The organism is Flavobacterium rakeshii (genome assembly GCF_009741375.1).
GTDB classification, from domain to species: domain Bacteria; phylum Bacteroidota; class Bacteroidia; order Flavobacteriales; family Flavobacteriaceae; genus Flavobacterium; species Flavobacterium rakeshii.
The window spans coordinates 1-1,094 of sequence record NZ_WOWP01000023.1 but is presented as its reverse complement, the minus strand read 5'-3'; the positions used below and the strand labels follow the sequence as shown (position 1 = coordinate 1,094).

Sequence of the window (1,094 nt, the reverse complement as noted above, 5' to 3'; positions counted from 1 at the left end):
ACAGAAAGATCTGTAGATGTTATATCTCCGTCACCTGAAAGAGCCGAAATATTCACTTCTAAAGCTCCCGATGCGTTTTGGGTTAATCCGTTACCTGCAACGTTTCCATTAATTTTATCTGCTGTTACCGAATCATTTGCTAAATCCTGAGACTGTATTGTACCATCAACTATTTTAGTAGATGTTACCGAGTTATCTGCAAGTTTAGCTGTGGTAACTGAGTTATTTGCTAAATCCTGAGACTGAATAGTACCATCCTGTATCTTTGCTGAAGTAACAGCATTATTTGCTAAATCATTAGTTTGAACAGCACCATCAACAATCATACTTGATGTGATTACATTATCTTTAATAGCTAATATCACATTGTTTAATGTTGAATTACTACCTCCCTGTACATCAAGATGATTAGAAGTTATACTTCCGTCACCCGTAAGAGCCGAAACATTCACTTCTAAAGCTCCCGATGCGTTTTGGGTTAATCCGTTACCTGCAACGTTTCCGTTAATTTTATCTGCTGTTACCGAATCATTTGCTAAATCCTGAGACTGTATTGTACCATCAAATATTTTAGTAGATGTTACCGAGTTATCTGCAAGTTTAGCTGTAGTAACTGAGTTATTAGCTAAATCTACTGTATTAACAGCGCCATCCTGTATTTTATCAGAAGTAATGGCATTATTTGCTATATCCTGATTTAGTATTGCTCCGTCAATAATCATGTTTGATGTGATTACATTATTATTAATGCTAAGCTCCACATCTTTAAATGTTGAATGGGTACCGTTACTCACTATTAAGTGTGAAGATGTTATACTTCCAGGACCATTATAACCTGAAAAGTTTGTTGATACTACATAAGGGTTGGCAACTGTACCTGAACCGGTTACTGCAATACCTGAACCTGCTGTTGTAACACCGCCTATACCATCTTCTCCATCTGCACCTGCAGGACCTTGTGGACCAGCAGGACCTTGTGGACCTGTGGCTCCATCTTCACCATTGGTTCCGGCTATACCTTGTGGACCTGTAGCTCCAACTAAGGATGCTAAGAAGTCTGCTTCAGTTCCTGTATTAGAATTGTCAAGCCATGA

Annotated in this window: 1 pseudogene; it reads right to left on the bottom strand. The window is 38.5% G+C overall.

From position 1 onward, the window contains the following. Positions 1–1,094, bottom strand: a pseudogene (locus tag GN157_RS18000) (hypothetical protein); the annotation flags it as partial.